A 25,621-nucleotide genomic window follows, 5' to 3' on the forward strand; every position below is an offset into this window, starting at 1 on the left:
GGGGCATCGGGATGACCTCCCAGCGCACCCGTGAGCGTTTGATCCAGCGCCTGTACGAAGAGGGGCTTTCCAACGCCCAGGTGTTGGAAGTGATCCGGCGTACGCCTCGGCACCTCTTTGTCGATGAAGCCTTGGCCCATCGTGCCTACGAAGACACGGCATTGCCCATCGGCCATAACCAGACCATCTCCCAGCCATATATGGTTGCGCGCATGAGCGAGCTGCTGCTGGCGGCGGGGCCGCTGGACAAAGTGCTGGAGATCGGCACCGGTTCCGGCTACCAGACGGCGGTGCTGTCGCAACTGGTGGAGCGGGTGTTCTCGGTGGAGCGCATCAAGGTGCTGCAGGATCGCGCCAAGGAACGCCTGGTGGAGCTGAACCTGCGCAACGTGGTATTCCGCTGGGGCGATGGTTGGGAAGGCTGGCCGGCGCTGGCGCCCTACAACGGGATTATCGTCACTGCCGTGGCCACGGATGTGCCGCAGGCACTGCTCGATCAACTGGCCCCGGGAGGGCGGCTGGTCATTCCGGTGGGTTCCGGTGAAGTGCAACAATTGATGCTTATTGTCCGTGAAGACGATGGTTTTTCCCGGCATGTACTCGGCGCCGTGCGTTTTGTGCCGTTGCTCAATGGCCCGCTGGCCTGATCATTTTTCGCGGGCAGTGAATTCTGTTGGTGAGGATGTGTCTTACGGCGGGGTCTATCAAGTCAACATGATGGGCGGGGCGATTCAACGCGCTGAATGATTCGTTTCAGTCGCGTGACGGTAAAACTTCAATGCCCAGTTATACTTGCGTCATATTTCAAGCCTGATACAGGCATTCATGTTCAGCCACCACAAAGGGAGCGGCGGGTGAGTCTCACAGGTCTTGCGCAGCGTATGAGTAAAACAAGTTTTCAGCGACTGGTGCTTGGCCTTGTCTTTGGTTCCCTTCTGGTAGGGTGTTCCAGCTCGCCAAGCAGCGGTGCACGGGTGGTTGACCGCAATAACGCTGCACCACAAAAGCCGACGGTGACCACCGGGCAGTATGTCGTGCGCAAGGGCGACACCTTGTTCTCGATTGCCTTCCGTTATGGCTGGGACTACAAGGCCCTCGCAGCCCGTAACAATATTCCTGTGCCCTACACGATACATCCGGGTCAGACGATTCGCTTTGACGGTCGCACCGGTTCTACCCCTACGGCAGTTGTGACAAACACCGGATCTTCGCCGTCGTCTTCGAGCAAAACCACCATCATTACCCGGCCTGCGGGTACCGCTGCGCCGAGTGTCGCGAACAAGCCGGCACCCGCGCCGTTGCCCCCCGCAGGGCCTGCGCCGACCGGTTGGGGATGGCCCTCAAATGGAGTGTTAATTGGAAAATTCTCTTCAAACGGCAGTTTGAATAAAGGCATTGATATTGCCGGGGATTTGGGACAGCCTGTTTTAGCTGCGTCTGATGGGACGGTGGTGTACGCCGGGAGTGGTTTGCGGGGCTACGGCGAGCTGGTCATCATCAAACACAGCGATACCTACGTCAGTGCTTACGGCCACAACCGTAGGCTGTTGGTTCGGGAGGGGCAGCAGGTCAAAGTCGGACAGACAATTGCCGAAATGGGATCAACTGGTACAGACCGGGTGAAACTGCACTTTGAGATTCGCCGTCAAGGGAAGCCTGTAGATCCACTGCAATTCCTACCCCGTCGTTGATATGTTGCACAGCCTGTTCCTCACGTAGAAGGAACAGGCTCCAGCGTTGCCAAGGATAAAGGCGTCGCTTGAGCTTGAGGTCGAACTCACCAAAGGACTATAACAATGGCTCTCAGTAAAGAAGCGCCGGAGTTTGACATCGACGATGAGGTTCTCCTTATGGAGACCGGCATCGCTACGGAATCGATGTCGAATGAGGGACCTGCTGTACCTTCAGTTCGCACCAAATCCAAGAACTCCACCGCGTTAAAGCAACACAAATACATTGATTACACCCGGGCGCTCGATGCGACCCAGCTGTACCTCAATGAAATCGGCTTTTCCCCTCTGCTGACTCCCGAAGAAGAAGTCCATTTTGCGCGCTTGTCGCAAAAGGGTGATCCGGCTGGGCGCAAGCGCATGATTGAAAGCAACCTGCGCCTGGTGGTGAAAATCGCCCGACGCTACGTCAATCGTGGGCTGTCCTTGTTGGACCTGATCGAGGAGGGCAACCTGGGCTTGATCCGGGCGGTGGAGAAGTTCGATCCTGAGCGGGGCTTCCGCTTCTCGACCTATGCCACCTGGTGGATTCGCCAGACCATCGAACGGGCGATCATGAATCAGACCCGCACGATCCGGTTGCCGATCCATGTGGTCAAGGAGCTCAACGTGTACCTGCGGGCGGCACGTGAGCTCACTCAAAAACTCGATCATGAACCCTCGCCCGAAGAAATCGCCAACCTGCTGGAAAAACCGGTAGGGGAGGTCAAGCGCATGCTGGGTCTTAACGAGCGTGTGTCTTCGGTCGACGTCTCGCTGGGTCCGGACTCGGATAAAACCCTGCTGGACACCCTGACGGATGATCGTCCTACGGATCCCTGCGAGCTGTTGCAGGATGATGATCTTTCCCAAAGCATTGACCAGTGGCTGTCGGAGCTCACGGACAAGCAGCGTGAGGTGGTGATTCGCCGCTTCGGCCTGCGTGGCCATGAGAGCAGTACGCTGGAGGACGTAGGCCTGGAGATTGGCCTGACCCGTGAGCGGGTGCGGCAGATCCAGGTGGAAGGGCTCAAGCGCTTGCGCGAGATCCTGGAGAAGAATGGCTTGTCGAGCGAGTCGTTGTTTCAATAACGACGCCGCTTGAGTGCTTGAATGTGGGAGGGGGCTTGCCCCGATAGTGGTCTGTCAGTCAATGCAAGTATCGACTGCTACACCGCCATCGGGGGCAAGCCCCCTCCCACATTTTTTGCGCACGACATTTTATTCATGTATGCCCAAATCCCAGGCATAAAAAAACCCCGCTTTTAAGGGCGGGGTCTTTTTGACTGAGTCAGTACAAGTTAGATAACTTGAACTTCTTCAGCTTGCATGCCTTTCTGACCGCGGGTAGCGATGAAAGAAACCTGTTGGCCTTCTTTCAGGCTTTTGAAGCCGTCGGATTGGATAGCTTTGAAGTGAACGAACAGGTCGTCACCGGATTGTGGAGTGATGAAGCCGAAGCCTTTTTCATCGTTGAACCACTTAACGGTACCAGTTTGGCGATTAGACATGGTGTATCTCCTTGGACAAAGTTAACTGCGACTCAGGAAAAGCCCTGGCCGAGACTGAGTGCAAAGAGCAGGAAAAATTCTTGGAGATGGTTGGATCGAAATTCAACATATCGTGTAGAGATTCTCAGTGACACAAGCAGCACAGTGGCGCCACCTTAACCCTTTTTCCGGAACGTGCCAATGGTATTTCCGAAGGTTTCTCTATTTTCGTGACTGGCGGTGGTATTTACACACACCGGTTGCGGCAATGCGGGTCCCGGCCCCGCTGGCTGCGCCTTATGACAGCCGGTGCGTTCATCAAGAAAAGCCCGACGCCCTTTGAACCCCAACGCCGGCCCCGGTAAGATGCCCCACAGAATTTTTCCACCTCGCTATTCAGGACACCCGCCATGAGCATCAAATCGGACAAGTGGATTCGCCGCATGGCGCAAGAGCACGGCATGATCGAACCGTTCGTCGAGCGCCAGATTCGTGGTGAAGGCGATGACCGCGTGATCTCGTACGGCGTTTCCAGCTACGGCTACGATGTGCGCTGCGCCGACGAGTTCAAGGTGTTCACCAACATCAACTCGGCGATCGTGGATCCGAAGAACTTCGACGAAAAGAGCTTCGTCGATGTGAAAAGCGACGTGTGCATTATCCCGCCGAATTCCTTTGCCCTGGCACGCACCGTGGAATTCTTCCGGATTCCCCGCGACGTGCTGACCATCTGCCTGGGTAAAAGCACCTACGCGCGCTGCGGCATTATCGTCAACGTGACGCCACTTGAGCCTGAGTGGGAAGGCCACGTGACCCTGGAGTTCTCCAACACCACCACCCTGCCGGCGAAAATCTACGCTAACGAAGGCGTGGCGCAGATGCTGTTCCTGCAGTCTGACGAGGCCTGTGAAGTGTCCTACAAAGACCGCGCCGGCAAGTACCAAGGCCAGCGCGGCGTCACCTTGCCACGCGCTTGATCGAAAGGTCCTACGCGTAAAGGGAATTAGTCCGGAGAAAGTGACTCTATTGGGTGTACTGCCTCGGTGCGTGCAAAACGCACCGAGCCACGCTTGAGGAGTGCCTTATGAAGATTGACCCGCGAATCAGCGCAGAACTTGCCCGGCTTGAACCCAACCAGATTGGCGTTCTGGCCTGGTCCCTGATGGCTGATCCCGCCTATGCAGGCGGCATCCCCGGCCAACCCGATGAGGATTGGCCACAGCAGCCCACCGAGCCCGGTGAGCCGACCCTTCCGGACGAGCCGCCTCCCGCACCGGTCGCCTGATACCCGCAAGGCCGGTCAGCGCACCTGCCACACCTGGTGATCGCCGATGACAAAGATTCGGCGGTCATTGTCCTGCTCCACCGTATGCCCCCCGGTAAACGCCCCAAACGCCGGCAGCAGGCTGACGCGTGTGCCGAACTGGAAACACGGCAGGCGCAGGCTCTGCCGGCCCTTGCCGCGTAAGCGATACACCGGGTGCACATGCCCCGCCAGCACATGGTGGCTGGCATGGGCGTGCGGTTCGTGTTGCAGGGCGAAAGGGCCCATCAACAGGGGCTCCGGGACCACTTCGATGTTCAAGTCAGCCGGTGGGTCGCCCGCGCGTTTATCGTGATTACCGCGAATCAAGGTCATCGACAGGTCGCAATGACGTGCTCGCCAGGCTCTCAAGGCGCTGAGGGTGCCGCTGGCGTGGGAGCCGGGCCCGTGGAGGAAATCGCCGAGAAAGATTACCTGGGCGCACGGTACGGCCGCCAACAGCCGATCCAGGCGCTGCAGATTCTCGGTGGTGGTGCCTTGCGGTACCGGCTGGCCCAGGCTGCGATAGGCCGATGCCTTGCCAAAGTGTGCATCGGCGATCAGCAGGCACTGGCGCGCGGGCCAGTAGAGCGCCTTATCCGCCAACAGCCACAGCTCTTCGCCCTCCAGCGTCACTGAGCACACCATCAGCGTTTGCCGTTATCGGCGACTTTTTCCAAGTCCTTGACCATCCGCGCAATGCGCTCCGAGAGTTTTTCCGAACTCATGCTTTCGCGCATCCGTTCTACCAGCAGTGGGAAGGCCAGGGGCGTAGGACGTTCGATCCTATGCACGTCCAGTGTCAGCGCCGAGAGGCGAAGCAAGGTCTCTTCCAGCCGACGAATATCCAATTCGTCGCGCAGGACTTCTTCCCCCGCCTGGGCCAGCAACAGGTTTTGCGGGTCATATTGCTTGAACACTTCAAAGAACAACCCGCTGGATGCCTGCACCTGGCGCGTGCTTTTCGGCGCGCCGGGGTAACCGGCAAACACCAGCCCGGCGATACGCGCAATCTCGCGAAAGCGGCGCAGGGCGAGTTCCCCGGCGTTCAGGCTGGCTGCTACGTCTGCCAGCAACTGCTTCGGGCTCAGCAGCGCCCCATTCAGCAAGCGTGGCCAATCCAACTCGGTGGCGCTGAGCAACTCCAAGCCATAATCGTTGACGGCAATCGAGAAGGTCACAGGCTGCTGCTGGCTGACCCGCCACGCCAGCAGACTCGCGAGTCCCAGGTGCACCTGGCGGCCGGCAAACGGGTAGAGGAACAGGTGCCAGCCCTCCCGCGATTTCAAGGCTTCGGCCAACAAGTGCTCGCGCGTCGGCAAGCCGGACCAGCGCAATTGTGTCTGAAGCAGGGTTTGCACAGCCCGCATTTCCGGCCCCTCGTAGACCCCGTGCGCGGCCGCATCGAAGCGCTCCACCACGGCTTGGGCCAGCTCATTGGAAAGGGGCATGCGCCCGCCATTCCAGCGGGGTACGGCAGCTTTTTTGGCGCTGCTGCGGCGCACATAGGCGGTCATGTTTTCCACCCGCACCAATTCCAGCAGGCGTCCGGCAAACAAGAAGCCATCACCCGGCTTGAGGCGTGCGATAAAACCTTCCTCGACACTGCCCAGGTTCTTGCCACCGCCGCCCTTGCTCCAGAATTTCAGCTGGATACTGGCGTCGCTGACAATGGTGCCCACGCTCATGCGATGGCGGCGCGCAAGCCGGGCATCGGGGACGCGCCAGATGCCGTGCTCGTCCGGCGCCACGCGGCGGTAATCCGGGTAAGCGGTCAGCGATAAGCCGCCATGCCGTACAAAACCCAGGGCCCAGGCCCAATCGGCCTCGCTGAGGTCACGATAGGCCCAGGCGCCACGCACCTCCGCCAGCAGCGCCTGCGGCGTAAAGCCACCGCCCAGGGCCATGCTCACCAAATGTTGTACGAGCACATCCAACGGCTTGTTGGGCGATTCGCGGGCTTCGATGCGCCGCGCTGCAATGGCGTCCTGGGCCGCAGCGGCTTCCACCAGTTCCAGGCTGTGGGTCGGCACCAGGGTCACCCGCGACGGCCGTCCGGGTGCATGGCCGGAGCGCCCGGCGCGTTGCATCAGGCGCGCCACGCCTTTGGCCGAGCCGATTTGCAGCACGCGCTCCACCGGCAAAAAATCCACCCCCAGGTCCAGGCTGGAGGTGCACACCACCGCCTTGAGCTGACCGTCTTTCAACGCCCGCTCCACCCAGTCGCGGGTCTCGCGGGCCAGCGAACCATGGTGCAGGGCAATCACCCCGGCCCAATCCGGGCGTGCATCGAGCAGCGCCTGATACCAGATTTCCGACTGCGCCCGCGTGTTGGTAAACACCAGGCAACTGCTGCTGGCGTCGACCTCGGCGACCACCTGCGGCAGCATCTTCAAGCCGATATGCCCGGCCCAGGGAAACCGCTCGGCGATGGGCGGCAGCAAGGTGTCGACGTGCAACTGCTTGGCCGTTTGCCCCTGCACATTAATTCCGTCCCCTTGTGGGACCAGCACTTCCAGAGCGTGGGACTGGTTACCGAGGGTGGCCGAAATGCCCCACACCATCAGTTCAGGATGCCAACGCCGCAGCCGCGCCAACGCCAGCTGCAACTGCACGCCGCGCTTGTTGCCGATCAGCTCATGCCATTCATCCACCACCACCATGCGCAGGTGCGCCAGGCTCGTTTCGCTGTCGGCGCGGGCGAGCATCAGGGTCAGGCTTTCCGGGGTGGTGACCAGTGCGGTGGGCTGGCGTCGGGTTTGCCGGGCACGCTCGCTGCTGCTGGTATCGCCGGTGCGCAGGCCGACGCTCCAGGGAATCTGCAAGGCCTCGAGCGGCGCTTCGAGGGCGCGTGCGGTGTCGGCGGCCAACGCACGCATGGGCGTGATCCACAGCACGGTCAGTGGCTCAGCCGGCGGTTTGCGTTTACCGGTGGCGGGCGGTCGGGTGATCGCGAAACGGTTGAGGGCGGCAAACCACAGGGCGTAGGTTTTGCCGGCGCCGGTGCTGGCGTGCAGCAAGCCCGAGCGGCCATCCCTGACCGCCGTCCATACGTCTTTCTGGAAAGCGAACGGCTTCCAGCCTTTGGCGGCAAACCACGTTTTGGCGAAGTCGAGGGGTTTTGCCATGGGGCGGCGAACGCTCTGGAGGGCCTATTCCACAGACCCTCCAGGCGTCGCAAAGGTTTACTTCAAATTGCCGCTCAGGAACTGTTGCAGGCGTTCGCTCTTCGGATTGCCCAGCACATCCTCCGGCGCGCCTTGCTCTTCCACCAGGCCCTTGTGCAGGAACAGCACCTGGCTGGATACCTTGCGTGCAAAGCTCATTTCGTGGGTCACCATGATCATGGTGCGGCCTTCCTCGGCCAGGCCCTGGATGACCTTCAACACTTCACCCACCAACTCCGGGTCGAGGGCCGAGGTGGGTTCGTCGAACAGCATCACTTCCGGCTCCATGGCCAGGGCACGGGCGATGGCCACCCGTTGCTGCTGGCCACCGGACAGGAACGCCGGGTATTGGTCCGCCACGCGTGCCGGTAAACCCACTTTGTCCAGGTAGCGACGGGCGCGGTCTTCGGCGTCCTTTTTGCTGCAACCCAGCACCCGGCGCGGGGCCATGGTGATGTTTTCCAGCACGCTCATATGGCTCCACAGGTTGAAATGCTGGAACACCATCGCCAGTCGCGTGCGCAGGCGCTGCAGTTCGGCATCGTCGGCCACGCGCATGCCGTGGCGGTCGCTGACCATGCGGATCGGCTGGCCGTCGAGGGTCATGGCGCCGTCGTTGGGGGTTTCCAGGAAGTTGATGCAACGCAAAAAGGTGCTTTTGCCCGAGCCGCTGGCGCCGATCAGGCTGATCACATCACCGGTCCTGGCCTTGAGCGAGACGCCTTTGAGCACCTCATTGTCGCCATAGCTTTTATGCAGGCCTTCAACGGTCAATTTGTACATGGGGCGTGCATCCTCAAGGCGAAAGTAGATAGCCGCTGCGGTAGGCCTCGGTGCCTGCGACATGGCCGATGACCATCCCGGCAGTGGCCATGCGGCGCAGCGAACGGGCGTAAAGCAGGCCGGCCTTCTGGCAGTGCACGGGCGTTACGCGGTCGGTAATGGGGTCGATGATTTCGGCGATCAGTTGCCCGGCTTCCAGGTATTCACCGGGCAGGGCGCTGAACACCAGCAGGCCGCCCACCGGCGTTGCCACGGGTTCGACGCCCGCCAGCGGCGTGGCGGGGTAGGGCAGTTCGGGCAGCGGTGCGGCGTCGCCGGCAATCGCGCCGAAGTGAATCAGGTAGTCGATGATTGCCTGGCAGTCGAGGGCGGCCAACCCATGGTTGACGTCGCCCTGGCCACGCAGTTCGACGGTCACCGAAAAACTGCCCATGGGAATCGGGAAGCGCGCGCCAAAGCGTTGTTGCAGCTGCCACCACACCAGGGTGAAACACTCATCGAAGGATTGCCCGCCGGAATCGGTGGCAAGCAGATTGGCCTCCGAGCCGATATAGCGTGCCAGCGGTTCCACCTGCGGCCAGGCTTCGGGCGTGGTGTAGAGGTGCGCCACGGCTTCGAAGTCGCAATGCAGGTCCAGCACCATGTCGGCATCGCAGGCCAGGCGTTGCAGCACCAGCCGTTGAGCGAGCAATTGGGTCGTGGCGGTTTGCCCGGCGAGGGCGGTGCTCAACGCGGCACGGATCAGCTCGACGTTGTGCCGGGGATCATCCCCGAGCAACGCTTCGACCTGGTCGCCCACTTCTTCGCTGAGGTCGACAAACAGGCGATTGAAGTTCTGCCCGCTTTCCAACTCGTAGCGGCCCAGCGGGGTGTCCATCAACACCTGTTCCAGGCCTGCCGGATTGGCGATGGGCACCAGCACGATCTCGCTCAGTAACCGCCCGGCTGCCGCCAGCTCGGCCAGGCGCACCTTCAGGTGCCAGGCCACCAGCATGCCCGGCAGTTCATCGGCATGCAGCGATGACTGGATATAGACCTTGCCCTCGGCGTGTTCGGGGCCGAAGTGGAAACTGTGAATCTGCCGCGCCGTGCCTGGCACCGGCGCGATCAGATCGTGTACCTGATGATGCATGAAGGCTCCTTAATGGCTGGGCCCGAGAAACGCCAGCCAACGGCGCTCCGCCAGACGGAACAGACCGACCAGGGCAAAGGTCACGGTCAGGTAGATCAGCGCGGCGATACCGAATGATTGGAACGTCATGAACGTGGCCGAGTTGGCGTCCCGTGCCACCTTGAGGATGTCCGGAATCGTCGCGGTAAACGCTACCGTGGTCGAGTGCAGCATCAAGATCACTTCGTTGCTGTAGTAGGGCAACGAGCGGCGCAACGCCGAAGGCATGATGACGTAGGCGTACAGCTTCCAGCCGCTTAAACCGTAGGCCTTGGCCGCCTCGACTTCGCCGTGGGCCATGCTGCGGATGGCCCCGGCGAAAATCTCCGTGGTGTAGGCGCAGGTGTTGAGGGCGAAGGCCAGGATCGTGCAGTTCATCGCATCGCGAAAGAACGCATCCAGCAGCGGTTGTTCGCGTACGGCGGCGATGCTGTAGATGCCGGTGTAGCAGATCAGCAACTGGATATAGAGCGGCGTGCCACGGAACAGGTAGGTGTAGAACTGCACCGGCCAGCGTACCAGCGGGTTGCGCGATACACGGGCGATGGACAGCGGGATCGACACCACAAAGCCGATGACCAGGGCGGCGCTGAGCAGCCACAGGGTCATGGCCAGGCCGGTGATGTGCTGGCCGTCGCTATAGAGGAAGGGGCGCCAGTATTCCTGCAAGAGTTCGATCATCGCACCGCCTCCCGTGAGCCTGCGGAGTAGCGACGTTCAAGACGACGCAGGACGAAGTTGGACGCGCTGGTGATCAACAGGTAGATCAGCGCGGCGAGCACCAGGAAGTAGAACAGTTGGTAGGTGCTTTTGCCGGCATCCTGGGCGGCCTTGACCAGGTCCGCCAGACCGATGATCGACACCAGGGCCGTGGCCTTGAGCATCACCATCCAGTTGTTGCCGATACCCGGCAGGGCAAAGCGCATCATCTGCGGGAAGGTCACGTAGCGAAAGCGTTGCCCGCGCTTGAGGCCGTAGGCCGTGGCGGCTTCCAGCTGGCCACGGGGCACGGCGAGGATTGCTCCGCGAAACGTCTCGGTGAAATAAGCACCGTAGATAAAGCCCAGGGTGATCACCCCGGCGCTGAATGGGTCGATCTCGATGTATTCCCATTCCATGAAGTCGGTCAGGCCGGTGAGCCAGGTTTGCAGGCTGTAGAAAATCAACAGCATCAGCACCAGGTCGGGTACACCGCGAATCAGGGTGGTGTAGAGCTGGGCGGGGATACGCAGGAAGGGCAAGCTGGAAAGTTTGGCGCTGGCGCCGAGCAGGCCCAGCAATACGCTGACGATCAGGGACAGCACCGACAACTTGATGGTCATCCAGGTGCCTTGCAGCAACAACGGGCCGAAACCCTTCAGGCTGAGTGCGCTCAGCCCGAGGGTTTGCAACAGTTCTTCGAACATAAATCAGGACCTATGGCGATAAAAAAGCGCCCCTTGAGAGAAGGGGCGCCCCAGGCATTATTTGCCGCTGTACAGGTTCAGATCGCCAAAGTGTTTCTTCTGGATGGTGGCGTAGGTGCCATCATCGTGTAACGCTTTGATACCTTTATCCAAAAGGGCCTTCAGTTCAGTGTTACCTTTTTTGATACCGATGGCGGTTTTCGATGGCAGCAATGGGTCATCGATGGCGGCGCTGACTTCATAGCCGGCACCGGCCGGAGACTTCAGGAAGCCCAGTTCGGCCTGCAGCATGTCCTGCACGGAAGCGTCGAGACGACCGGAAGTCAGGTCGGCGTAAACCTGGTCCTGGTTGGCGTAGGCCTTGGTGGTCACACCGGCTTTATCCAGTACCGCCTTGGCGTAGGCTTCCTGGATGGTGCCTTGCTCGTAGCCCACGGATTTGCCCTTGAGGGACTCTGGGGTCGAGTACCCCGCGCCTTTCTTGAACACCAGCGAGGTCGGGCCGGAGAACAGCTCGCTGGAGAAATCGATGGCCTTCTCGCGCACCGGGGTCACGGTCATGGACGAAATCACTCCGTCGAACTTGTTGGCTTTGAGGCCTGGAATCATGCCGTCAAAGTCACTCTCGACCCACTTGCACTTCACTTTCAGTTCGGCGCAGATCGCATTGCCCAGGTCGATATCGAAGCCTACCAGGCTGCCATCGGCCGCCTTGGATTCGAACGGTGCGTAGGACGGATCGACACCAAAACGCAGTTCCTTGTATTCCTTGGCCAGCGCGGTACCGGCGGCCATGCACAGAGCCAGTGCAGAAAGGGTCAGCAATGCTTTTTTCATTATTTAATCCCTGGAAACCAAGATAAGCGCTTGTGGCGCGTTTAGGACTGTTACTGAACGGTGTCAGACGGATCACGAGTAGCAATTTCTGCACCATAGTTCCGAATGAGCGTTTTAAAAGGTGGGACAAGGGAGTCATGAGTGTAGGAGATGCCGGAAAATGGGCATTGAAAATCGAGCGCACTATTTCGGAACATTTGGAGATCCGATTGTGGGAGGGGCGGTGTTCTGGGTCAGGCCAGTAAGTCCTGCAGGGTGGCAAGGTTATCCGCCTCATCCACTGCCTTGTCCTGGCGCCAACGCAACATCCGCGGAAAGCGCACCGCAATCCCGCTCTTGTGCCGCTTGGACAGGGCAATGCCTTCAAACCCCAGCTCGAACACCATGCTGGGCGTCACGCTGCTGACCGGGCCGAACTTCTCCACGGTGGTCTTGCGCACGATGGCGTCGACCTTGCGCATTTCTTCGTCGGTCAGTCCTGAGTAGGCCTTGGCGAAGGGCACCAGCGTGCGTTCACTGCCGGGCGGGCCATCCCATACGGCAAAGGTGTAGTCGCTGTAGAGGCTGGCGCGCCGGCCATGGCCGCGTTGGGCGTAGATCAACACCGCATCGACACTGAAGGGGTCGACTTTCCACTTCCACCACAGGCCCATGTCTTTGGTGCGGCCCACGCCATACAGGCCGTCGCGAGCCTTGAGCATCATGCCCTCCACGCCGAGGCTGCGGGAGGCTTCGCGTTGCAGTGCCAGGTCCTGCCATGTGGCGCCCGTCAGCAGGGGCGAGGGCTGCAACACGGGTTGGTTGCACTGGGCAATCACCTGTTCCAGTTGGGCGCGACGTTCGGCCTGGGGGTGGTTGCGCCAGTCGTCGCCCTGATGTTCCAGCAGGTCATAGGCGAGGAGCGCAACCGGGGCATCGTCGAGCACTTTTTTGCTCAGGGTCTTGCGGCCAATGCGCTGCTGCAAAAGGGCGAAGGGTTGTACCGAGTCCTTCCACACCACGATCTCGCCATCGATCACCGTGCCATCGGGCAGGCCACTGACCAGGCTGTGCAGTTCGGGGAAGCGCTCGGTCACCAGCTCTTCACCCCGCGACCAGATCCACAGCCGGCCTTCGCGCTTGACCAGCTGTGCGCGAATGCCGTCCCACTTCCATTCCACCTGCCAGTCGGCGGGGGAACCGAGCAAGGCGTCGAATTGCTCCACCGGTTGCGCCAGCCCGTGGGCGAGAAAAAACGGATAAGGCTGTCCGCCCCGTTGCGCATGCTCGTCGGCTGATTCGGCGGCGATCAGCTTGAGGTAGCCTTCGGCTGTCGGTCGGTTGGACAAATCGGTGTAGCCCACCAATCGCTGCGCGACGCGCTTGCTGTCGAGGTCGGCCATGGCCGCGAGCGCACGGGTGACCAGCAATTTGGACACGCCGACGCGAAAGCTGCCGGTGATCAACTTGATGCACACCATCAGGCTCGGCTGGTCCAGTTGCGCCCATAACGCCGGTAACCGTTCGGCCAGGTCCAGGGGCGACAGGCCACGCAGCGGCAGGAGTTTTTCTTCCAGCCATACGGCGAGGCCGTCCTCGGAGGTGTAGGTGGATTCCGGCAGGAGCAGGGAAATCGTCTCGGCCAGGTCGCCTACCGATTGGTAGCTTTCTTCGAACAGCCACGGCTCGATGCCGGATGCTTCGGTGGCCATGTCCCGCAGCAGACGCGTCGGTACCAATTGCCGCGGTCGTCCGCCGGACAGGAAATACACCGCCCACGCAGCGTCTTCAGGCGGCGCTTGCAGGAAGTAGGCTTGCAGGGCCGCGAGCTTGGCATTGCTGGAGGTGGTGGCATCGAGGTTGGCGTACAGCTCGGCGAAGGCTTTCATGCCGTGGCCTCCTCTTCGGCATCGCCGTATTCGGTGGTGAAGCCCTGGGCATCCAGGCCTTTTTCCCGCAGGTGGCGTACCAATACCCCGACGGAGCCGTGGGTGACCATCACCCGTTCGGCCCCGGTTTGTTCGATCGCCCACAGCAGCCCGGGCCAGTCGGCGTGGTCCGACAGCACGAACCCTCGGTCCACCCCGCGCCGCCGCCGGGTACCGCGCAGGCGCATCCAGCCGCTGGCGAAGGCATCGCTGTAGTCGCCGAAGCGCTTGATCCAACTGCTGCCACCGGCGGACGGCGGCGCGATGATCAGGGCCTGGCGCAGCAATGGGTCGGTCTTTTTGAATTCGCCGGCGTAGAGGGTTTCGGGAATATAAATGCCGGCCTCGCGGTACACCCGGTTCAGCGGCTCGACCGCGCCATGGCTGAGGATCGGGCCGATGCTGGCGTCGATGCCATGCAGGATGCGTTGGGCTTTGCCGAAGGAATAACAGAACAACACGCTGGCTTTGCCGGCGGCGATATTGGCCTGCCACCAGTCGTTGATCCCGGCGAAAATCTGCGCCTGGGGCTGCCAACGGTAGATCGGCAGGCCAAAGGTGGATTCGGTGATAAAGGTATGGCAACGCACCGGTTCGAAAGGCGCGCAGGTGCCGTCGGGTTCCACTTTGTAATCGCCGGACGCCACCCAGACTTCGCCCTGGTATTCCAGGCGCACCTGGGCCGAGCCGAGTACATGCCCGGCCGGGTGAAAACTCAGGGTCACGCCGTGGTGGACGAGTTTTTCGCCATAGGCCAGGGTCTGCAGGTTGATGTCCTGGCCCAGGCGCGAGCGCAGGATGCCTTCGCCAGGGGCGGCGGCCAGGTAGTGTTGATTGCCCGTGCGGGCGTGGTCGCCATGGGCGTGGGTGATGACGGAGCGTTCCACGGGACGCCAGGGATCGATGTAGAAATCTCCGGCGGGGCAGTAGAGGCCTTCGGGCCGGGCGATGACAAGGTCCATGGGGTGACCGGGGCGATGGGCTTATCAGGTATGAGGCGGGGGCGAGCGCAGAAGTTCTATCTGAATGCATGCAGTCCAAATGTGGGAGGGGGCTTTCCCCCGATAGCAGTGGTTCAGCCAAAACATCGGTGACTGATACACCGCTATCGGGGGCAAGCCCCCTCCCACATTTGGATCCGGTTTCACCAGGTGGAAGTCAGGTCACTTGCCTGGGGTCAGGGTCAACCTGGCCTTCCCATATACCTTCTCGAAGTTCTGCGGCTGTATCGGGAAGCTCAGGTATTGCGCCTTGAGCGACGGGTCGATGCCATTGGCGTAGTTCGGGCTGGCCGGGTTGCCGGATTGGCCGATGCCACCCTGGCCCATCATCGGCTCCAGCTGGCCGAAGTCGACGATCATGCGCAGCGCCGGCACCTGGGTGGTGTTGAAGTCCTGGCCCCAGCTGTACGGCGCCGGGTTCAAGGTGTTGTGGTCGCCACCGGACGCCAGCGGGCCGCGAATCACTTGGCCACTGGTGTTTTTCCAGGTGGTGCTGTGCAGCTTGCCCCACTGCCAGGCCTTGTGGTCAGCACCCAGTTGGCTCTCGCCGGCGGTGATCGCGGCGGCCAGGCTGCGGGCGAGGATGGCGGGTTTGTCTTCTTTTTGCGCGGTGCGCACGTCGTCCCAGAACGGGCTGTCTTCGCGGCCCAGCAGGTGGTCGGCCTGGGCGGCATAGGACAGGTTGGCGTTGCTGACAAAGGCTTTCCAGCTGGCACTGTTTTCCGGCCCCAGTTCGTCGAGGAAGATCTGCCGGGTGCTTTCCTGCAGGAACAATTCGTAGAGCGCCGCGTCGGCGGACGTCGACACCAGGCGGCCGTCGAACGCCATCAGGCGCTTCAGTGCTTCCCGTGCCTTGGCCTGGTCGGCCGCCGGCAGCGCATCAATCGCCTGCTTCAAGGGCTGGGCCATGCCCGGCGCCTGGAACATGGTCTTGAGCTTGGCGGCGAAGGTGGTGGTCTGGTCGTATTGCATGGCGATCATGCTGCGGCTGTCGTGCTTGCCCGCATTGGCCAGTTGCGCCAGGCGCTCGCTGCGCTCCGGCGCATCCCAGGAGTTGGACAGCTGCATGCCGTAGCCGCGCGGCGCGGTGCGTTGGTTGGCGGTGCCGATCCAGCCTTGGGCCGGGTCCTGGTCATAGGGGTGCAGCATCGCGTCGGCGTAACCGTCCCAGTCAAAGCGCGTATCCCAGCCGGGCGAGGGCAGCAGGCCTTCGCCTTCGCGGCGGTTGGGGAAGCGGCCGGTGACCTGCCAGCCAATGCTGCCGGCGTCAGCGAAGACCATGTTCAAGGCAATGGCGCGAATGTTGCGGGTTGCGTCCGAGGACTTGCCGGCGTTTTGCGCGCGGGACAGGTCGAAGAATGCGTCGAGGCTCTTGTCATCCTTGAAGTCGGCGGTTTGCAGGGCCAGGCCAAAACCGCTGGTCAGGGCCTGGCTGCTGTTGAGCAGGGCACCGTGGCGGGTTTCGTACACCACTTCGCGAATCGAGCGTTGACCCTTGACGAAGAAAGTTTCATTACGCACCGCTGCCGGCAGCCATTTTCCGTTGTTCTCGTAGTACAACGCGCTGCCCTGGCGTTTGACCTTCTCCAGGAACAGGTCCTGGGTATCGCCCTTGACCGTGCTCATGCTCCACGCCACGTTGCCGTTGAAACCGGACAACAGGGTCGGCAGGCCGGCAATCGAGGCGCCGACGGCCTGGTATTTCGGTGCGCGAATCTGCACGTAGTTCCACGGTGACGGCGCCTGCGGCTGGGCGGCGAGGTTGCCTGCCAGCAGGCTCTTGCCGCTGCGACTGCGTTGCGGGCCGATGGCCCAGTTGCTCGACGTGGTAACCGCCAGCGAGTTGAGGCTGCTCAATTGCTGGCTGACCGTGTCCAGCCCGGCCAGGCCGGTGATCTGGCTGAGGTTCACGCCCTTGAGTTTTTCGGCTTCGGCCAGGGGGATCGGCTCATCCGGCGCGCTCGGTGTCAGCCAGGCGAGTTTGTCCACGCCGACCTTTTGCGCCAGCAGCAACGACGCCAGCTCTTCCTGCAGGTTGGCCGACTCGCTGAAATTCAGCAGGCAGAACAGCAGCGCCGAATCTTCCGGCTTCCAGTACTCAGGCTTGTAGCCGGTCTGGGCCAGGTCCGGCGGCAGCTTGTCGCGGTAGCGGAACAGGTAGGCATTGACGCCACGGGCATACACTTCGAAGAAGCGCTTGAGACGCGGCGACGAGGCGTTGTACAGCTCGCCGGCGCTTTTTTTCAGGTTGACCGCGCGCATGAAGCGGTCCACATCCAGCACCTCAGGCCCGGACATTTCCGCCAGGCGGCCCTGGGCCAGCAGGCGCAGGCTGACCATCTGGGTGATACGGTCACTGGCGTGTACATAACCGAGGCTGAACAGCGCGTCGTGGAAAGTGTTGCTTTCGATCAGCGGCATGCCCTGGGCGTTGCGGCGTATCGAAACATTCTGTGCGAGGCCCTTGATCGGCTGTACGCCGGCCACTGGCGGCAGGGTCTCCTGGGTGCTCTGGAGCTGGCAACCGGCCAGGCTTAATGCACTGGCCACTGCCGCGGCAACGCCGAACCGGGGAAGAAAATGTGAGAGGGCTGGCGAGGCCATGGCAAAGCTCCTGCGGGGGGTAGCGTCAGTAAAGGCGCTACGTTAGTGAGCGCGGTGAAACGACGCAAGCAGGAGTTTGGGTAAAGCGTTAGATCTTGAGTCGCACCGCCCCTCCCACCTGTTGACCGCGCACGACTTCAGGTCAGGATTCAGGCGGATTGACCTTTTGGACTAATTCATACGCCCGAACCGTCGCTGGCCGTTCCTTGATGCTATTGAACCAGCGATGAACGTGTGGGAAATCTTCCAGGCGCTGGCTCTGCCATTTGTGGGAAACGATCCACGGATAGATCGCCATATCGGCAATGCTGTAGTCCTCACCCGCCACGAACGCACGGTCCGCCAGACGTCGGTCCAGCACACCGTACAGACGGGCGGTTTCATCTACGTAGCGCTTGATCGCGTAGGGGATTTTCTCCGGTGCGAACTGGCTGAAATGATGGTTCTGACCCGCCATCGGCCCGAGTCCGCCCATTTGCCAGAACAACCATTGCAGGGCTTCCTGGCGACCGCGCAGGTCTTTTGGAATGAATTGGCCGGTTTTTTCCGCGAGGTACAGCAGGATCGCGCCGGATTCAAACAGCGAGATCGGCGCGCCGCCGTCGCTCGGGTTCTGATCGACGATCGCCGGGATGCGGTTGTTGGGGGCAATCTTCAGGAAGTCCGGCTTGAACTGGTCGCCCTGGCCGATGTTGATCGGGTGCACGTTGTAGGGCAGACCGGCTTCTTCCAGGAACAGCGATACTTTGTGACCGTTGGGGGTGGTCCAGTAATACAGGTCGATCATGAAGCTCTCCAAAAGTGGTGATGCTTGAGCGAATGCCTGTAGGTATAGGTAAAGGTGGGAGGGTGGAAATTCAATCAAACATTTGCGTCTACCCTTAGACGCTTTCGATTTGGAATGCGATGCAGCTGTGGAAGGGAGCGAACTCCCTCACACACACGTGGGCCCTCAGCGCGATTTACGCGCCGTGGCACTTCTTGAATTTCTTCTCACTGCCGCACGGGCAAGGATCGTTGCGGCCAACGTCCTTCAACGCATTGCGCACCGGCTCCTGGTGAGCGTGGCCGCAGTTCGGGCCGTGGACATGGCCGTGGTCGTGATCATGGTGATCATGGTGATCATGATCATGGTTGCAGTCAGGACCATGGACATGGGGTTGCTGAGTCATCGATGTCGCTCCGGAATAAAATCGCCGGGGATTATCTCGCCATTGTGGTTCACCTGCACGTCATAACCGATGAATAATCCGGTTTTCAGTTCACCCTCCAGACGATACGGCACAGGCTGGTCGGGTTTTTTCAGCAGTTGCACCACGTCGCGGATCTGCGGCCAGAGGTTGGTGCGCACCGATACCTTGAAAAATGCATGACCCTTGGGCGGCACCGTCAGCCATTCATTGGACTCGCCTTCGGTGAGCACAAAATCATCCAGGGTGACCTTGTAGATCAGCCCACGCACGGTCAAGTCAGAGTCGTCGCGGTTATCCACGCGAAAGTACAGCTTGAATTTCTGCTCCAGCAGCTTGGCCCGCACCACTTCGACTTTCACCAGGGAAACGTGGGGCGGGGGCGAATCGTCTTCGAACCAGGAGGCGCAACCGGTCAGGCCGAAGGTTAACGCCAGCATCAAGCTGTAGATCCGAAGCATGGCGTGAGTCCTGTGGTGGTTAGAGATAGCTGGAACAACACTTCTTGAATTTTTGCCCACTGCCGCACAGGCACGCATCGTTGCGTCCGGTTTTCACTTCCACCGTGGGGTCGATGAAGTACCAGCGCCCTTCATTCTGTACGAAAGAAGACTGCTCGCGGTGGCTATGTTCGCCGGTGCTGTCATGCCAGCGTGCGGTGAAGGTCACGAAGGCGTGTTCCGGCTGGCCGCCGAACACTTCGGAGCTTTCAACCTCCAGGCCGAGCCAGGTGCTCTGGGCGCTCCAGGCGCCGATGGCCTCACGGTCCAGGCCAGCCTGTTGCGCGGGCAAAGTGGTGGCGACCAGATAGTCCACCAGGCCCAGCACATAGGCGCTGTAGCGAGAACGCATCAGGGCGCTGGCGCAGGGTGCCGGGTGCCCGGCGTGATAATGGCCGCAGCAGGCATCCAGCAGGTTGCCACTGCCGCAGGGGCAAATGGATGTACTCATCGGGTTACCACCAATACACGTTCTGTTAGACGTAACAATAGCTAAGCCTTGGTATTACCGCAGACACAGCCGTTGACAGCTTATGACCCGATACTACAGAGGATCGCAGGGGAACTCGACGGCCAGCGGGTGCGAGGGACGGGCGAGCGAGCATTCATTCGTTGAGACACTTCCTGGCTGGCTCGCGCAGAGCCGCTTCAGGTTCCATTGGGCTCTACTGCAAGAATAGGTGGATTAACCTACTTGCCAAATAAAAACCTATTAGGTTAATTTCTGCATGGAGAAGAACGCGCCTCACTGCAAGCTGACCAGCGTCAAGGCCCTGATCAAATCCGGGAGGGTGCGTACCACGAATACTGCACGACTCGGCGCGGATGCTCTTAACCTCGACCTCTCCGAGATGCTGGCCGTGATACTGGCCCTTAAACCAACGGGCTTTTACAAAAGCATGACTACCTACGCCGACCACACGCTATGGCAAGACGTGTACCGGCCACACACGAAGGCGGGAAGGTCTATCTGAAACTCACGGTTATCGAAGACGTACTGATCGTGTCCTTCAAGGAGCTATGAACATCAAATGCCCTGTTTGCGGCGCTGCGGACTTGGTCCATGACATCCGCGACATACCCTATTCCTACAAAGGTGAAACCACTGTGGTTGCGAATGTGACGGGTGAGTTCTGCCCGTCCTGCTCCGAGTCGATCCTGGATTTGGTTGAATCGGATCGTGTCATGAAAGCGATGCGCACCTTCTCAAAACGGGTCAATGCGGATTTGGTAGACCCTGGCTTCATCGCTACGGTGCGTAAGAAACTTTCGTTGGGCCAGCGGGAAGCCGCCGAGATATTCGGTGGCGGGGTCAACGCCTTTTCTCGCTATGAGAATGGAAAAACCAAGCCTCCGCTGGCACTCATAAAGCTTCTCAAGTTGCTCGATCGTCACCCTGAGTTACTTAACGAAGTCCGAACGGCGTAGGGGGCGCCTGGAATCGATGTACTCATCCGGTTACCACCAATACTTTCCGAAGTTTTCCGGGTTGGCCCAGAAACGGGCGTTGAGCCAGTCCGGCACCTGTTTATAGTCAAGCAGATCGTAGGTAAACAGCGTCAGCACCTGCTCATCGCGCTGGAAACGCTCGCCGGCCTGCAGCGCCAGGGAGAAGAAGTCGGTTTCCTTCCAGCCGCAGGCGCCCAGGTCCACCAGCACCGCAATGCGGCTGGCGTTGAGGTTGCGGATGCCGCCGAGCAAGGTCAGGCCTTGGGGTTTTGGCAGGTGCTCGAGGCAATCGACCACCAGCGCCAGGTCAAACCGTTGGGCCGCCAGTGCTTGCGGCAATGGCCCTGGCGCGGCGCAGAACACCTGGGTGTCAGGGTGTGCGTCCTTAAAGGCGTCCAGCGCCGGGAACTGGCTGGCACCCAACAGCAACAGGCGTTTGGGCTGGTGCAGATCGAGCAAGGCGGCCAGCGCTTGCTGGGGAGTACGGGCAGAAATACCAGCGGTCATCAGAGATCCTCACATCAGGACCCTAGAGACTAGCGCGGCTGAGCGTGCGGGCCTAGAGCGGGTGGCTGCGAAAAGTCCTACGTGGGCGACGATCCCCAATGAATACGGGGGGCTTGGCGTAGTGGCGCAGTTGAAAAGAGCGGTCTTTACTCCACCCATCGGCCCCCGCCGATCCCCTCAGGAGAAAGTCAGATGAGCATCATGCGGACAGCTCTACCCTTGGTTCTGCTAACCGGAGTATTGACAGGTTGCGCAGGCTTGCAAAAAACCGATTGGCCTACCTGTGCCGCTGTCGGCGGTGTGACCGGTGCAGCGATCGGTGCGACTGAAAGCTCGGCCTACGCAGGCTATGGCGCGTTGCTGGTCGGCGGCATGGCCGGCGCCTATTGCTGGGTGCACGGCGATGGCGACGAAGATGGCGATGGCGTGCCGGACAGCCGCGACAAGTGCCCGGGCACCCCGAAAGGCGTGCAGGTTGACGCCAATGGTTGCCCACCGGCACCGCCGGCGGCGGTGGTCGAGGAGGTGGTCGTGGTCAAGGAAGAAACCATCGTGATCCGCGATGTGCACTTCCAGTTCGACTCGGCCAAGTTGACGGCGGCGGATAAAACCAAACTTGACACCATTGCCACGCGCCTGAAACAGGAAGCCCCGAGCGCCCAGCTACGGGTCAGTGGTCACACCGACAGCGTCGGTAAAGACGCCTACAACCAGAAACTCTCGGAAAAACGTGCCCATTCGGTCACCGATTACCTGATCGGCGCCGGGGTGCCCCGCAGTGCCTTTGTATCTGTCACCGGGGCGGGCGAAAGCCATCCGGTCGCCGACAACAAGACCGCTGAAGGCCGCGCCCTGAACCGCCGCACGGAAATCCAGATCAACCGCTGACAGCCCTTGCCCCTGTGGGATCCACAGGGGCATTGCCGGCCACCCTCGCTTGAACCGCTCCCTCTCAAGTTTTTTGAACCTTCACTGGCAAATCGCCTGTAGAAGTCGTTACTGTGCGTCCAAAGAAAAATTTGAAAACATTCAGGAGCCCCATGATGCGTAAGGTTTTTCTGTTGGCCCTGTTGGTCAGCCCCGTTGCCCTGGCCCAAAGCGTCAGTGTTGAAACCAACTCATTGATGCGCCTTCCCTCCAGCACCAGCGTGTTGCAACTGGAGCGCCTGGACGTGGCGGACTACGGCACGTTGCTGATTCCGGCCACCATCAGCCAGGTCACGGTGGATGAACTGCACCTGGGCCGCGACGCACGCATCGCAATTGTTCCTGGCAATACGGCGCTGCAATTGCAGGTGCGGCATGCACAACTTGAGCAGGGCAGCCAGATCACCTCGCGCGGTGCTCCCGGCACCCATGAAAAACCGGCCAAGGCCGGGCGTGACCTGACCTTGCGCATCAACTCGCTGACGGCTGAAGAACTCTCGGTGGATGCCCGTGGCGGCGCCGGTGCCCAAGGGTATGCCGGGCTGGATGGCGCCAATGGCGTGGATCCTGGGTGCACCTGGGGCTCGGCGGGGCGCGGTTTCAATGGCGATAACGGCGGCGATGGCCTGCCGGGTGGGGCGGGTGCACAGGTGCGCGTGGAGTTGCCGAAGGACTTCCCGGCTGAACACATCAAGGTCTGGGTGGATGGCGGTGCTGGAGGTTTGGCCGGCACGGCCGGCAAGCCGGGCAAAGGCGGGGAGTCCAAAGGCTGCCTGGTGTACCGCGCCGATGGTGGCGAGAAGGGCCGGCCAGGGTTGGAAGGGCAGCCGGGGCCATCTGGGCCTGCGGGTACCGTGACTCTTCAGCGGCTCTAAGTTCTAAAGAGCTGCAAGCTTCGAGCTTGCAGCTTGTGACTGTACTCAGAACATCGGCCGAGCCGATGCAATCGCCACCACCACCAACCCCACGATCAGGTTGATCCCCACCAGCTTGCGAATCTGCCCCAGTGCAGCCGCACCCGCCGGCCAATCCTCAGCCGCCACCGCCGCCTTCAGTTGCGGAAACTTCAGCGCCTGGATACGGATAAACAACGCCGTCATCACCAGATACAAACCCATCATCACCTGCACATAGCGCGGTGCGCTTTCAAACCCGCTGAAGCGCAGGTGCAGCAGGCCGACGCCGCTGATCGGCAAAACCAGCACTGCCACCCATACCCACACGAAAAAACGTTGAAACACATTGGCCCACAGCTTGAGTCGGGCAGGGCCCTCAAGGGCCGCCACAGCGGCTGGGCGCAGGATCATCCAGGCGAAAAACATGCCGCCGACCCAGATCAGGGCGGCCAATACATGCAGGGTGTAAACGAGGCTAAACGCGGTCATTGTGGTACTCCGTTCTGCGCGGGATTAATTAGCGGGGTATGATAGCGGCCGATCCGAACCACTGAAAATTTATCCAGCGTTTTTTGCGCCCGACTATCCATGATCAGCACTGAACTCAAAACCACGATCCAGGGCGCCTACACGCGTTTTCTCGAAGCCAAGAGCTTGAAACCGCGCTACGGCCAACGCCTGATGATCGCCGAAGTGGCCAAGGTCCTCGGGGATATCGACACCGATGACGAAGGCCGCCGCGAAGGTGAGCCCGCCGTCGTGGCCGTCGAAGCCGGTACCGGTACCGGCAAGACCGTGGCCTACAGCCTGGCTGCGATCCCGACCGCCAAGGCCGCCGGCAAGCGCCTGGTGATCGCCACTGCCACCGTCGCCCTGCAAGAGCAGATCGTCTACAAAGACCTGCCCGACCTGATGCGCAACAGCGGCCTGAACTTCACCTTCGCCCTGGCCAAGGGCCGTGGCCGCTACATGTGCCTGTCCAAGCTCGACGTACTGCTGCAGGAAGGCCACGCGCAAACCGCCACGGCGTCGCTGTTCGAGGAAGAAGGCTTCAAGATCGAAGTGGATGAGGTCAGCCAGAAGCTGTTTACCAGCATGATCGAGAAACTGGCCGGCAATAAATGGGACGGCGACCGCGACAGCTGGCCCACCGCCCTCGAAGATGCCGACTGGGCACGCCTGACCACCGACCACAGCCAGTGCACCAACCGCCATTGCCCCAACTTCGGCCAGTGCGCCTTCTACAAGGCTCGCGAAGGCATGGGCAAGGTCGACGTGATCGTTACCAACCACGATATGGTCCTGGCCGACCTGGCCCTGGGCGGCGGTGCCGTGTTGCCGGACCCGCGTGACACCCTTTACGTGTTCGACGAAGGCCATCACCTGCCCGACAAGGCTATCGGCCACTTCGCCCACTACACGCGCCTGCGTTCCACCGCCGACTGGCTGGAAACCACCGCGAAGAACCTGACCAAATTGCTCGCCCAGCACCCGCTGCCCGGCGATCTGGGCAAGTTGATCGAGCAGGTGCCGGAGCTGGCGCGGGAGATCAAGACCCAGCAACAGTTCATGTTCAGCGCCTGCGAGCAGGTGGCCGACTTCAAGCCCGGTGAAGATGTGGAAGGCCGTGAGCGCCCGCGCCACCGCTTTGTCGGTGGGATGATCCCCGAGCATATGCGCGAAATGGGCATCGAACTGAAGAAAGGCTTTTCCCGTCTTACCGACCTGTTCACCCGCCTGACTGACTTGCTCAAGGAAGGCATGGACGGTGAGGTCAACATCGGCATCGCCAGCAACCAGGCCGAGGAATGGTATCCGCTGTTCGGCAGCCTGTTGTCCCGTTCCCAGGGCAACTGGGAGCTGTGGACGGCCTTTACCGTCGAAGACCCCGAAGACAACCCGCCCATGGCCCGCTGGCTGACCCTGTCGGAAAGCGGTGCGTTGTTTGATATCGAGGTCAACGCCAGCCCGATCCTCGCCGCCGAGATGCTGCGCCGCAACCTGTGGAACGTGGCGTACGGCTGCCTGGTGACCTCGGCCACGCTGACTGCCCTGGGCACCTTCGACCGCTTCCGCATGCGCGCGGGGCTGCCGAAAAAGGCCGTCACGGCGGTGGTGCCAAGCCCGTTCCATCATGCCGACGCCGGTGTACTGCGGGTGCCCGATCTCAAGGCCGACCCACGGGATGCACCGGCGCACACCGCGGCGATCATTCGCGACCTGCCCTCCCTGGTGGAAGGTTCGCGCGGCACCCTGGTGTTGTTCTCGTCGCGCAAGCAGATGCAGGACGTGTTCGACGGCCTCGACCGCGACTGGCGCAAGCAGGTGTTTATCCAGGGCAACCTGTCCAAGCAGGAAACCCTGAACAAGCACAAGGCGCGGGTCGATGGCGGGGATTCCAGCGTGCTGTTCGGCCTGGCGAGTTTTGCCGAAGGCGTGGACTTGCCCGGTGCCTACTGCGAACACGTGGTGATCGCCAAGATCCCGTTCTCGGTGCCGGATGATCCGGTCGAGGCCGCATTGGCCGAATGGATCGAAGCGCGGGGCGGTAACCCGTTCATGGAGATCTCGGTGCCGGATGCTTCCTTGAAGCTGGTGCAGGCCTGCGGTCGCTTGCTGCGTACCGAGGAAGACCGGGGCACCATCACCTTGCTCGACCGCCGCCTGGTGACCCAGCGCTACGGCAAGGCGATCCTGAATGCGTTGCCGCCGTTCCGGCGCGAAATTTCTTAAGCCATCGTGGGCGAATTCGCCCACTTCGTGGTCTATCTCAC

26 protein-coding genes and 1 pseudogene are annotated in these 25,621 nt (G+C 61.1%); 10 read left to right on the forward strand and 17 right to left on the reverse strand.

Features of this window, described 5'->3' with window-relative positions; all coding sequences use genetic code 11:
- The first annotated feature begins 11 nt into the window (after positions 1-11).
- The 3 genes from C8K58_RS16860 (at position 12) to rpoS (ending at position 2,801) form a co-directional block, all read left to right on the forward strand.
- Positions 12-647: a protein-L-isoaspartate(D-aspartate) O-methyltransferase gene (locus C8K58_RS16860; protein ID WP_169899534.1), complete on the forward strand. Its 636-nt coding sequence runs from the start codon at positions 12-14 to the stop codon at positions 645-647.
- Positions 648-854: 207 nt separating this feature from the next.
- Positions 855-1,691: a peptidoglycan DD-metalloendopeptidase family protein gene (locus C8K58_RS16865; protein WP_027604458.1), complete on the forward strand. Its 837-nt coding sequence runs from the start codon at positions 855-857 to the stop codon at positions 1,689-1,691.
- Between the two features lie 105 nt (positions 1,692-1,796).
- The gene (gene rpoS / locus C8K58_RS16870) at positions 1,797-2,801 is read left to right on the forward strand and encodes an RNA polymerase sigma factor RpoS (RefSeq protein ID WP_025855149.1); all 1,005 of its coding nucleotides are present in this window, start codon (positions 1,797-1,799) and stop codon (positions 2,799-2,801) included.
- A gap of 209 nt (positions 2,802-3,010) precedes the next feature.
- Here the strand turns inward: rpoS and C8K58_RS16875 are convergent, their stop codons facing one another.
- Positions 3,011-3,220: a cold-shock protein gene (locus tag C8K58_RS16875; protein ID WP_002554837.1), complete on the reverse strand. Its 210-nt coding sequence runs from the start codon at positions 3,218-3,220 to the stop codon at positions 3,011-3,013.
- A gap of 389 nt (positions 3,221-3,609) precedes the next feature.
- Here C8K58_RS16875 and dcd point away from each other — a divergent pair, with 389 nt between their 5' ends.
- Together dcd and C8K58_RS16885 are read left to right on the forward strand one after the other, a co-directional pair.
- The gene (gene dcd / locus C8K58_RS16880) at positions 3,610-4,176 is read left to right on the forward strand and encodes a dCTP deaminase (protein WP_003172320.1); all 567 of its coding nucleotides are present in this window, start codon (positions 3,610-3,612) and stop codon (positions 4,174-4,176) included.
- Between the two features lie 107 nt (positions 4,177-4,283).
- Positions 4,284-4,484: a hypothetical protein gene (locus tag C8K58_RS16885; protein ID WP_027604457.1), complete on the forward strand. Its 201-nt coding sequence runs from the start codon at positions 4,284-4,286 to the stop codon at positions 4,482-4,484.
- 15 nt (positions 4,485-4,499) lie between these two features.
- Here C8K58_RS16885 and pdeM read toward each other — a convergent pair whose 3' ends face one another.
- The 14 genes from pdeM to C8K58_RS16955 all read right to left on the reverse strand — a co-directional run bounded on the left by pdeM (position 4,500) and on the right by C8K58_RS16955 (position 19,519).
- Entirely contained in the window at positions 4,500-5,150 is a 651-nt protein-coding gene (pdeM, locus tag C8K58_RS16890) for a ligase-associated DNA damage response endonuclease PdeM (RefSeq protein WP_098480263.1), read from the reverse strand.
- The gene (locus C8K58_RS16895; RefSeq protein WP_108573955.1) at positions 5,150-7,630 is read right to left on the reverse strand and encodes a ligase-associated DNA damage response DEXH box helicase; all 2,481 of its coding nucleotides are present in this window, start codon (positions 7,628-7,630) and stop codon (positions 5,150-5,152) included. The genes pdeM and C8K58_RS16895 overlap by 1 nt, the downstream gene beginning before the upstream one ends.
- Positions 7,631-7,687: 57 nt before the next feature.
- Complete coding sequence (locus C8K58_RS16900; RefSeq protein WP_016973168.1) at positions 7,688-8,452, reverse strand: ABC transporter ATP-binding protein; 765 nt, start codon at positions 8,450-8,452, stop codon at positions 7,688-7,690.
- A gap of 13 nt (positions 8,453-8,465) precedes the next feature.
- Positions 8,466-9,584: a succinylglutamate desuccinylase/aspartoacylase family protein gene (locus C8K58_RS16905; protein ID WP_027604454.1), complete on the reverse strand. Its 1,119-nt coding sequence runs from the start codon at positions 9,582-9,584 to the stop codon at positions 8,466-8,468.
- Positions 9,585-9,593: 9 nt separating this feature from the next.
- The gene (locus C8K58_RS16910) at positions 9,594-10,304 is read right to left on the reverse strand and encodes an ABC transporter permease (protein WP_027604453.1); all 711 of its coding nucleotides are present in this window, start codon (positions 10,302-10,304) and stop codon (positions 9,594-9,596) included.
- Positions 10,301-11,029 carry an ABC transporter permease gene (locus C8K58_RS16915; RefSeq protein WP_027604452.1) on the reverse strand — a complete coding sequence of 243 codons (729 nt, stop codon included), beginning with the start codon at positions 11,027-11,029 and terminating at the stop codon, positions 10,301-10,303. Before C8K58_RS16915 ends, C8K58_RS16910 begins: the two co-directional genes overlap by 4 nt.
- 57 nt (positions 11,030-11,086) lie before the next feature.
- Positions 11,087-11,866 carry a transporter substrate-binding domain-containing protein gene (locus C8K58_RS16920; protein WP_027604451.1) on the reverse strand — a complete coding sequence of 260 codons (780 nt, stop codon included), beginning with the start codon at positions 11,864-11,866 and terminating at the stop codon, positions 11,087-11,089.
- 233 nt (positions 11,867-12,099) lie between these two features.
- Positions 12,100-13,734, reverse strand: coding sequence for an ATP-dependent DNA ligase (locus tag C8K58_RS16925; RefSeq protein ID WP_108573956.1), 1,635 nt, complete (start codon positions 13,732-13,734; stop codon positions 12,100-12,102).
- Positions 13,731-14,735: a ligase-associated DNA damage response exonuclease gene (locus tag C8K58_RS16930; RefSeq protein WP_108573957.1), complete on the reverse strand. Its 1,005-nt coding sequence runs from the start codon at positions 14,733-14,735 to the stop codon at positions 13,731-13,733. Before C8K58_RS16930 ends, C8K58_RS16925 begins: the two co-directional genes overlap by 4 nt.
- 201 nt (positions 14,736-14,936) lie before the next feature.
- Positions 14,937-17,378, reverse strand: a complete 2,442-nt coding sequence (locus C8K58_RS16935; protein WP_108573958.1) for a penicillin acylase family protein — start codon at positions 17,376-17,378, stop codon at positions 14,937-14,939.
- A gap of 142 nt (positions 17,379-17,520) precedes the next feature.
- Positions 17,521-18,165 (reverse strand): glutathione S-transferase N-terminal domain-containing protein, encoded by a 645-nt coding sequence (locus tag C8K58_RS16940; protein WP_027604447.1) that lies wholly within the window; start codon positions 18,163-18,165, stop codon positions 17,521-17,523.
- Between the two features lie 175 nt (positions 18,166-18,340).
- Entirely contained in the window at positions 18,341-18,550 is a 210-nt protein-coding gene (locus C8K58_RS16945) for an SEC-C metal-binding domain-containing protein (protein ID WP_065890089.1), read from the reverse strand.
- Positions 18,547-19,029 carry an LEA type 2 family protein gene (locus tag C8K58_RS16950; RefSeq protein WP_098480258.1) on the reverse strand — a complete coding sequence of 161 codons (483 nt, stop codon included), beginning with the start codon at positions 19,027-19,029 and terminating at the stop codon, positions 18,547-18,549. Before C8K58_RS16950 ends, C8K58_RS16945 begins: the two co-directional genes overlap by 4 nt.
- A 19-nt stretch (positions 19,030-19,048) precedes the next feature.
- The gene (locus C8K58_RS16955; protein WP_027604445.1) at positions 19,049-19,519 is read right to left on the reverse strand and encodes a YchJ family protein; all 471 of its coding nucleotides are present in this window, start codon (positions 19,517-19,519) and stop codon (positions 19,049-19,051) included.
- A gap of 277 nt (positions 19,520-19,796) precedes the next feature.
- On the opposite strand from C8K58_RS16955, the pseudogene C8K58_RS16960 reads away from it, so the two are divergent.
- Positions 19,797-20,092: pseudogene (locus C8K58_RS16960) on the forward strand (type II toxin-antitoxin system MqsR family toxin).
- Between the two features lie 2 nt (positions 20,093-20,094).
- On the forward strand, positions 20,095-20,496 hold the full coding sequence (locus C8K58_RS16965; RefSeq protein WP_108574052.1) for a type II toxin-antitoxin system MqsA family antitoxin: 402 nt from the start codon (positions 20,095-20,097) through the stop codon (positions 20,494-20,496).
- Positions 20,497-20,526: 30 nt separating this feature from the next.
- On the opposite strand, the gene C8K58_RS16970 is transcribed toward C8K58_RS16965, so the two are convergent.
- Entirely contained in the window at positions 20,527-21,024 is a 498-nt protein-coding gene (locus tag C8K58_RS16970) for a DUF6231 family protein (protein ID WP_027604444.1), read from the reverse strand.
- A 192-nt stretch (positions 21,025-21,216) separates the two neighbouring features.
- Here C8K58_RS16970 and C8K58_RS16975 point away from each other — a divergent pair, with 192 nt between their 5' ends.
- Both C8K58_RS16975 and C8K58_RS16980 read left to right on the forward strand, forming a co-directional pair.
- The gene (locus C8K58_RS16975; RefSeq protein ID WP_027604443.1) at positions 21,217-21,912 is read left to right on the forward strand and encodes an OmpA family protein; all 696 of its coding nucleotides are present in this window, start codon (positions 21,217-21,219) and stop codon (positions 21,910-21,912) included.
- 155 nt (positions 21,913-22,067) lie between these two features.
- Positions 22,068-22,826, forward strand: coding sequence for a hypothetical protein (locus C8K58_RS16980; protein WP_108573959.1), 759 nt, complete (start codon positions 22,068-22,070; stop codon positions 22,824-22,826).
- A 45-nt stretch (positions 22,827-22,871) separates the two neighbouring features.
- On the opposite strand, the gene C8K58_RS16985 is transcribed toward C8K58_RS16980, so the two are convergent.
- Entirely contained in the window at positions 22,872-23,336 is a 465-nt protein-coding gene (locus C8K58_RS16985; protein ID WP_027604441.1) for a CopD family protein, read from the reverse strand.
- Positions 23,337-23,435: 99 nt separating this feature from the next.
- On the opposite strand from C8K58_RS16985, the gene dinG reads away from it, so the two are divergent.
- Positions 23,436-25,580, forward strand: a complete 2,145-nt coding sequence (gene dinG, locus C8K58_RS16990) for an ATP-dependent DNA helicase DinG (protein ID WP_027604440.1) — start codon at positions 23,436-23,438, stop codon at positions 25,578-25,580.
- Positions 25,581-25,621 lie beyond the last annotated feature (41 nt).

It is taken from the genome of Pseudomonas sp. GV047, assembly GCF_003058245.1.
Lineage (GTDB): Bacteria > Pseudomonadota > Gammaproteobacteria > Pseudomonadales > Pseudomonadaceae > Aquipseudomonas > Aquipseudomonas marginalis.

What these genes read in the sequence shown, in the direction of transcription:
- C8K58_RS16875 (WP_002554837.1), bottom strand. Translation starts at nt 3,220, where the DNA reads ATGTCTAATCGCCAAACTGGTACCGTTAAGTGGTTCAACGATGAAAAA.
- rpoS (WP_025855149.1), top strand. Translation starts at nt 1,797, where the DNA reads ATGGCTCTCAGTAAAGAAGCGCCGGAGTTTGACATCGACGATGAGGTT.
- dinG (WP_027604440.1), top strand. Translation starts at nt 23,436, where the DNA reads ATGATCAGCACTGAACTCAAAACCACGATCCAGGGCGCCTACACGCGT.
- C8K58_RS16945 (WP_065890089.1), bottom strand. Translation starts at nt 18,550, where the DNA reads ATGACTCAGCAACCCCATGTCCATGGTCCTGACTGCAACCATGATCAT.
- C8K58_RS16900 (WP_016973168.1), bottom strand. Translation starts at nt 8,452, where the DNA reads ATGTACAAATTGACCGTTGAAGGCCTGCATAAAAGCTATGGCGACAAT.
- C8K58_RS16985 (WP_027604441.1), bottom strand. Translation starts at nt 23,336, where the DNA reads ATGACCGCGTTTAGCCTCGTTTACACCCTGCATGTATTGGCCGCCCTG.
- C8K58_RS16955 (WP_027604445.1), bottom strand. Translation starts at nt 19,519, where the DNA reads ATGAGTACATCCATTTGCCCCTGCGGCAGTGGCAACCTGCTGGATGCC.
- C8K58_RS16925 (WP_108573956.1), bottom strand. Translation starts at nt 13,734, where the DNA reads ATGAAAGCCTTCGCCGAGCTGTACGCCAACCTCGATGCCACCACCTCC.
- C8K58_RS16885 (WP_027604457.1), top strand. Translation starts at nt 4,284, where the DNA reads ATGAAGATTGACCCGCGAATCAGCGCAGAACTTGCCCGGCTTGAACCC.
- C8K58_RS16930 (WP_108573957.1), bottom strand. Translation starts at nt 14,735, where the DNA reads ATGGACCTTGTCATCGCCCGGCCCGAAGGCCTCTACTGCCCCGCCGGA.
- C8K58_RS16950 (WP_098480258.1), bottom strand. Translation starts at nt 19,029, where the DNA reads ATGCTTCGGATCTACAGCTTGATGCTGGCGTTAACCTTCGGCCTGACC.
- C8K58_RS16910 (WP_027604453.1), bottom strand. Translation starts at nt 10,304, where the DNA reads ATGATCGAACTCTTGCAGGAATACTGGCGCCCCTTCCTCTATAGCGAC.
- C8K58_RS16915 (WP_027604452.1), bottom strand. Translation starts at nt 11,029, where the DNA reads ATGTTCGAAGAACTGTTGCAAACCCTCGGGCTGAGCGCACTCAGCCTG.
- C8K58_RS16935 (WP_108573958.1), bottom strand. Translation starts at nt 17,378, where the DNA reads ATGGCCTCGCCAGCCCTCTCACATTTTCTTCCCCGGTTCGGCGTTGCC.
- C8K58_RS16980 (WP_108573959.1), top strand. Translation starts at nt 22,068, where the DNA reads ATGCGTAAGGTTTTTCTGTTGGCCCTGTTGGTCAGCCCCGTTGCCCTG.
- C8K58_RS16905 (WP_027604454.1), bottom strand. Translation starts at nt 9,584, where the DNA reads ATGCATCATCAGGTACACGATCTGATCGCGCCGGTGCCAGGCACGGCG.
- C8K58_RS16920 (WP_027604451.1), bottom strand. Translation starts at nt 11,866, where the DNA reads ATGAAAAAAGCATTGCTGACCCTTTCTGCACTGGCTCTGTGCATGGCC.
- C8K58_RS16895 (WP_108573955.1), bottom strand. Translation starts at nt 7,630, where the DNA reads ATGGCAAAACCCCTCGACTTCGCCAAAACGTGGTTTGCCGCCAAAGGC.
- C8K58_RS16860 (WP_169899534.1), top strand. Translation starts at nt 12, where the DNA reads ATGACCTCCCAGCGCACCCGTGAGCGTTTGATCCAGCGCCTGTACGAA.
- C8K58_RS16970 (WP_027604444.1), bottom strand. Translation starts at nt 21,024, where the DNA reads ATGACCGCTGGTATTTCTGCCCGTACTCCCCAGCAAGCGCTGGCCGCC.
- C8K58_RS16975 (WP_027604443.1), top strand. Translation starts at nt 21,217, where the DNA reads ATGAGCATCATGCGGACAGCTCTACCCTTGGTTCTGCTAACCGGAGTA.
- C8K58_RS16940 (WP_027604447.1), bottom strand. Translation starts at nt 18,165, where the DNA reads ATGATCGACCTGTATTACTGGACCACCCCCAACGGTCACAAAGTATCG.
- pdeM (WP_098480263.1), bottom strand. Translation starts at nt 5,150, where the DNA reads ATGGTGTGCTCAGTGACGCTGGAGGGCGAAGAGCTGTGGCTGTTGGCG.
- dcd (WP_003172320.1), top strand. Translation starts at nt 3,610, where the DNA reads ATGAGCATCAAATCGGACAAGTGGATTCGCCGCATGGCGCAAGAGCAC.